Source organism: Streptomyces sp. Isolate_45, from assembly GCF_024721315.2.
Taxonomy (GTDB): Bacteria; Actinomycetota; Actinomycetes; order Streptomycetales; family Streptomycetaceae; genus Streptomyces.
This window is the reverse complement of sequence record NZ_JANFAK020000290.1, coordinates 1-5,159: the sequence shown is the minus strand read 5'-3', so window position 1 is coordinate 5,159 and position 5,159 is coordinate 1. Positions and strand designations below refer to the sequence as shown.

The window sequence follows — 5,159 nt, the reverse complement described above, 5'->3', positions numbered from 1 at the left end:
GGCCCGACACCGGCGGCGGGCCCGCACCGCCATGGCCGTGCTCGGCCTCGTGGGCTCGGTGGTGGCGGGGGCCACGGCCGCAACCGGCGGCGGCGCGGGCGGACCGGCCCACGCCGACGGACGCGACGCGCTCCCGCCCACGGCCGGGACACCGCGTGAGGCAACGGCGCAGGAGGAGGACCTGCTGCACTCGGCGGAGCAGCTCCTGCTGCGTGACTGCATGCGGGAGGCGGGCTTCGTCTACGAACCGGTCCCACGGCAACCGGTGCCCGAGGCCAAGGAGTTCCCGTACGTCGTCGACGACCTCGACTGGGCCGGCCGGCACGGCTACGGGAGCGACATCGAGCGACAGCGCGAGCGGCTCCGTGCCGACGACGTGAACCAGCGCTATTTCCAGAGCCTGCCACAGCAGCGCAGGGCGGCGGCCATCGGCGCCGCCAACGGCCCGCGCCCGGAGGGGATGACCGCCCGGACGCCGGACGGACTGACCATCACCCGCAGCTCCGAAGGATGCCGGTCGCAGGCCCAGCGCACGCTCTACCCGCAGTTGGAAGCCTGGTTCCGGGCCCGCGTCACGATGGACTCGCTGCCGTCACTGCGCGGTGCGAAGGTCCTCGCCGACAGCGCCTTCCTGGGCGCCGCCCGAAACTGGTCCACCTGCATGCGCGCCGCGGGCCACGACTTCAAGGACCCGGCAGCCGTACGCGCCTCACTGCCGCCGCCGGAACGGTCCCTCCCGCGCGACGAGGAGGTCACCCTGGCGGTCGCCGAGGCCGGCTGCGCACAGACCTCGGGGCTCGCGGCGACGTCCGCCCGGCTCGACCGGACGTACGACGCGGAGCTGCGGGCCCAGTACCGGAGCGACGTCGAAACCTGGCTGGGGCTCCGGACGGCGGCACTTCCCCGAGCCCGCTCGGTGATCGCGGCCGACCGGGGCGCGGCGACACCCCGGTCATGACCGAAGACCGGGTCCGAAGACCGGGTCCGAAGACCGGGTCCGAAGACCCGAAAACCAGCACCCACAGCGCACTGTCAACACCAACGAGGGAGTCTCATGAGGTCCATACGCACCATCCTCGCGGGCGCGGCCGTGGCCGCCCTGGCCGTCACGGCGGCGCCCTTCACCGCCCAGGCCGCAGGGACCGCCCCGGTGGACGCCAAGGCCCCGGCCGGCATCCAGGCCGACGGTCGTCTGCACGCCTACTTCGGCACCTGGTACAACAACGAGTGCGGCTCCTGGTCGACCAACGCGTCCTCCTGGGGGGAGTGCCACAACACCGCCGCCTCGCTGTGGAACATGCGCTACCCGGGCAACCTGGACGACGTCTGGGTGTACTACAACAGCGGCTACGGCGGTGCCGGACGCGGTGTGTACAACGGGGCGGGACTGCCCGACCTCAAGGAGTGGAACTTCGGCCCCGGCGGGGCCGGCGCGGGGGAGTGGCTCTACCACAACATCGCCTCCCACAAGTTCGTCAACCTGCCCTGACCCGACAGAGGTGAGGAAGTGACGTGGCGGCGTCGGCACACCTCCGAGCTTTCCCTCGGCGGTGTGCCGACGCCGGTCGAAGACCGGTTGTTGTCCCGCCCCCCCACTGTGACAATCCTCCGGTGAAGGAATCCCCAACCGCGATGATGCCCGTGATCCTCGGCATCGACGACCTGCGACCGCTTCCCAGGGCCACGCGGATCGCCCGCACCAGCCGCGAAGGCATTCAGCTCCTCGAAGAGCACCGCGACGGTTTCATCGACGAACTATGGCTCGACCATGACCTCGGCGGCGACGACACGATCATGCCGGTGGTGACCCTCATGGAGGAGGCCGCCTTCAACGGACGGCCCTTTCGGATCGGAGCGGTCTTCGTTCACAGCGCCAACCCCATCGGTGCCGAAACCATCGTCCGGTCACTCACACGCTGGAGCTACCGTGTTCAGCGGGCAACGGCCTGAACCTCCCGTTTCCGCCGTGTCAGTGTGACTGCCTTCAAGGCCGACAACGCGGTGAAGAACGGAGCAGCGCCGCCCGACATGCCCGCCGCGAGAAAACTCGCGCCGCCGTCGACATCGGAGGCAGCACCAGGCCTGGAACGCGCCCAGGACCAGAGCGAGAGTCAAGGGGATGGCAATGCCGGCACGTTGCTTCAGGCCGCGCGGTGGGTGGTGCGGGTCGGGTGGTCGGGCGCTTCGCGGTCCTGCCGGCGCGAGGGGCCGGGGCCGGCGTGGAGGAGAACCAGGGGTGGATTTCACCCAGGGCCGGCGTGGCCCGCGGGCCGACGTGGTGAGGGCCCCTACTCTTTTCCCGCCCGGGCCTGCGCGGCGGGCCGAAGGCCGGCCGGGGAGCTCGGAACCGGCGCGGACTTGACCGGTCGTCAGGAGTGCTGCCGTGGTACCCGTGGAGAATCCGTCCGTGCCGGGCGGAAGCGGTCGCGGTCGCAGCCGGCAGAGGGCGATGCTGGCACTCCTGTCCTTCGCCATGCTGATCGTCTCGCTCGACCAGTACATCGTGGTCGTGGCGCTACCCGACATCGCACGCGACCTCGGCTACTCCGCCCGGACACTCCAGTCGGTCATCAGCGCCTACGCCGTCGCCTCGGCCGGCTTCCTCCTGCTCGGCGGCCGTGCCGCGGACCTGCTCGGCCGGCGCCGCATCCTGGCCGTCGGTCTCGCGCTCTACGCCGGGGCGGCATTCGTGGGAGGACTCGCGACCGGACCCGGAACACTGCTCGTCGCCCGGGCGGTCCAGGGCCTCGGTGGAGCTCTCGTCTTCCCCACCACCCTGGCCCTCATCAACACCACCTTCGCCGAAGGGCGGCCCCGTAACCGCGCATTGGGGATCTGGGGAGGGGCGGGGGCGGCGGGGCTCGTCATCGGTGTGCTGCTCGGCGGCCTCCTGACGCAGGCGTTCGGCTGGGAAGCGGTCTTCTTCGTCAACGTCGCGCTGGCCGGCCCCGCGCTGCTGCTCGCCTTCGTGGTGATTCCCCGGGACGGCGAACGCGAGAAGGGGCGCAGGTTCGACCTGCCCGGCGCGCTCTGCATTTCGCTCGGCGTCACCCTCATCGTGTTCGCCCTCGTGCAGGGTCCCGGATGGGGCTGGCTCTCACCGGGCATCCTCGGAAGCGCGACAGCAGGTCTCCTGCTGATCGGAGCGTTCGTCGTCATCGAGCGGCGCGGCTCCGATCCGCTCATGCCGCCCCGGTTGCTGTCCAACCCCAATCTGGTGACGGGTGTCGTCATCGCCTTCATGTTCATGGCGACCTTCGGCTCCGTGCTCTACTTCCTGTCCATCTACTTCCAGGAGGTTCTGGGTTACGACGCCTTGCAGACCGGCGCCGGCTTCCTCATCCCCACAGCAGTGGTGGTGGCCGCTTCGACCGTCGCGGGCCGCCTCGTGACGCGCTTCGGCCTCAGGCGCACACTGGCAGGATCTCTCGCCGTCGGTGCGCTCGGCGCGGTCGCGCTCGGCCTCGCGATCTCGCCCGACGGTACGTACGCCGAACTCGTCCCCGGCCTCGTGGTGCTCAGCGTCGGCGACGGGGTGGTCTTCACGGCCATGTTCATCGCCGCCGCCACGGGGATCCCCGACCGACAGCAAGGAATTGCCTCCGGTATCGCCTCCACCGGCTCGGGCACGGGCGCGGCGGTAGGCCTCGCCCTCCTCGTCCTGGTGGCTACGGCGGACCTCGACGGCCTCTCGGGCGACGAGCTCCGCGTCGCCACCGCCGACGGCATCAGCACCACGCTCTTCGTCGTGGCAGGCGGAATCGCCCTTACCTTCCTCGTCGCCGTGACCCGATGCCCGACCCCCACCGGCCCGCTTCCCACCCCCGTGCCGTACCAGACCCGCCGCTGCTGACGTGAACCCTCGCCCTGGGAATCCGGCTCAGCCGTCGAGCCCGCGCCGCGGCCGGCTCCTGTCAGGGCCGGCTCAACCGTCGTGCATCCGGAACAGGGCGCCGGGCAGAAGTCCAGGAGCCTGTCGTAGCAGCGAGAGAGGGGAGGACCCGTGCGGGGAACCGAAAGACCAATGGTGAGCGGCGGCCGGGCATGGGCGGCCTTGGCCGGGTTTGCGGTCGTTACCTACGCCGCTGCCGCGGTGGGCGCTCTTGCCTCCTCCAACGCGGCTGAGGTGTACGGCTCTCTTGACCGGCCGGACTGGGCGCCGCCCGCCTGGGTCTTCGGCCCTGTCTGGACCGTCCTTTACGCCACCATCGCCCTATCGGGCTGGCTCGTGTGGAGGTGTGCGGATCATCCGGAGAGGCGGCGGGCACTGGCGTGGTGGGGCGCTCAGCTGGCCCTCAACCTCGCATGGCCCCCACTGTTCTTCGGTGCGCGCCGGTACGACATCGCCCTGTTGGACATCGTGCTGCTGGTCGCCGCCCTGGTCGTCACCATCCGCTTCTCCCATCGCGTGCACCGTGCGGCCGGGCTTCTTCTGGTCCCCTACCTGGGCTGGGTCGGCTTCGCGATGGCCCTCAATGCCGCCATCGTGTGGCGGGAGGGGTGACGCCGTCTCATTCTCATGATGCGCAGTACATGTCACCGCCCGTCGGTGAAAGCCGCCCTTCTGGGTAACCGCACGACAACCGGTCACCCGCGCGAAGGAGAAGAAGATCCCATGACGTCCTCCCTGCTCGAAGCCGTCGACATCGAAGCCCCGGTCTCTGTGAGCTGGGCCCTGTGGCAGGACGTTGAGCGTTGGCCGTCCTTCCTCAGCCACGTCCGCCACGTCGAGCGGATCGACGCGACCACCTTCGCCTGGCAGGTTTCCCTGCCCGGTGCGGACAAGCAGTTCGTGGCCGAACTCACCGAGGTGATCGCCGAGGACCGCATCGCCTGGCGCACAACCAGGGGGGTGCACCACGCGGGCGTGGTCACCTTCCACCGTCTCAGCGAGACACAGAGCCGTGTGACACTTCAGATCGAGTACGACCCCAAGGGCTTCATCGAACATCTGGGCGCTCTCACCAACCTCGACTCGGTCCTGGCCAACTACGACCTGGGCCAATTCCAGGCCATCGCCGAGCACGACGCCGCGAAACTCCGATCTCTCACCGGAGAGTGACGAACGACCGACCGAACGGCCGAGGGGGGGGGGGGGGGGGGGGGGGGGGGGGGGGGGGGGGGGGGGGGGGGGGGGGGGGGGGGGGGGGGGGGGGGGG

General features: G+C 70.5%; 6 protein-coding genes. All 6 read left to right on the top strand.

All coding sequences use genetic code 11. The features are described 5' to 3' along the window. On the top strand, nt 1–958 hold a 958-nt coding region (locus NOD94_RS40125; RefSeq protein WP_281211183.1), incomplete at its 5' end, for a hypothetical protein. A 96-nt stretch (nt 959–1,054) separates the two neighbouring features. Continuing rightward, nucleotides 1,055–1,489, top strand: a complete 435-nt coding sequence (locus tag NOD94_RS40120; protein WP_281211182.1) for a hypothetical protein — start codon at nt 1,055–1,057, stop codon at nt 1,487–1,489. A gap of 122 nt (nt 1,490–1,611) precedes the next feature. After that, nucleotides 1,612–1,950 carry a cyclic-phosphate processing receiver domain-containing protein gene (locus NOD94_RS40115; RefSeq protein ID WP_281211181.1) on the top strand — a complete coding sequence of 113 codons (339 nt, stop codon included), beginning with the start codon at nt 1,612–1,614 and terminating at the stop codon, nt 1,948–1,950. 499 nt (nt 1,951–2,449) lie between these two features. Further along, on the top strand, nt 2,450–3,853 hold the full coding sequence (locus NOD94_RS40110) for an MFS transporter (RefSeq protein ID WP_281211180.1): 1,404 nt from the start codon (nt 2,450–2,452) through the stop codon (nt 3,851–3,853). Between the two features lie 171 nt (nt 3,854–4,024). Then, on the top strand, nt 4,025–4,504 hold the full coding sequence (locus NOD94_RS40105) for a TspO/MBR family protein (protein ID WP_281211184.1): 480 nt from the start codon (nt 4,025–4,027) through the stop codon (nt 4,502–4,504). Nucleotides 4,505–4,615: 111 nt separating this feature from the next. After that, a complete protein-coding gene (locus NOD94_RS40100) occupies nt 4,616–5,062 on the top strand; it encodes an SRPBCC family protein (RefSeq protein WP_281211179.1) in 447 nt (148 codons plus the stop codon). Nucleotides 5,063–5,159: the final 97 nt, after the last annotated feature.

Bases quoted from the DNA above. Each gene is read 5' to 3' on its own strand.
- NOD94_RS40100 (WP_281211179.1), top strand. From the start codon at position 4,616: ATGACGTCCTCCCTGCTCGAAGCCGTCGACATCGAAGCCCCGGTCTCT.
- NOD94_RS40105 (WP_281211184.1), top strand. From the start codon at position 4,025: ATGGTGAGCGGCGGCCGGGCATGGGCGGCCTTGGCCGGGTTTGCGGTC.
- NOD94_RS40120 (WP_281211182.1), top strand. From the start codon at position 1,055: ATGAGGTCCATACGCACCATCCTCGCGGGCGCGGCCGTGGCCGCCCTG.
- NOD94_RS40110 (WP_281211180.1), top strand. From the start codon at position 2,450: ATGCTGGCACTCCTGTCCTTCGCCATGCTGATCGTCTCGCTCGACCAG.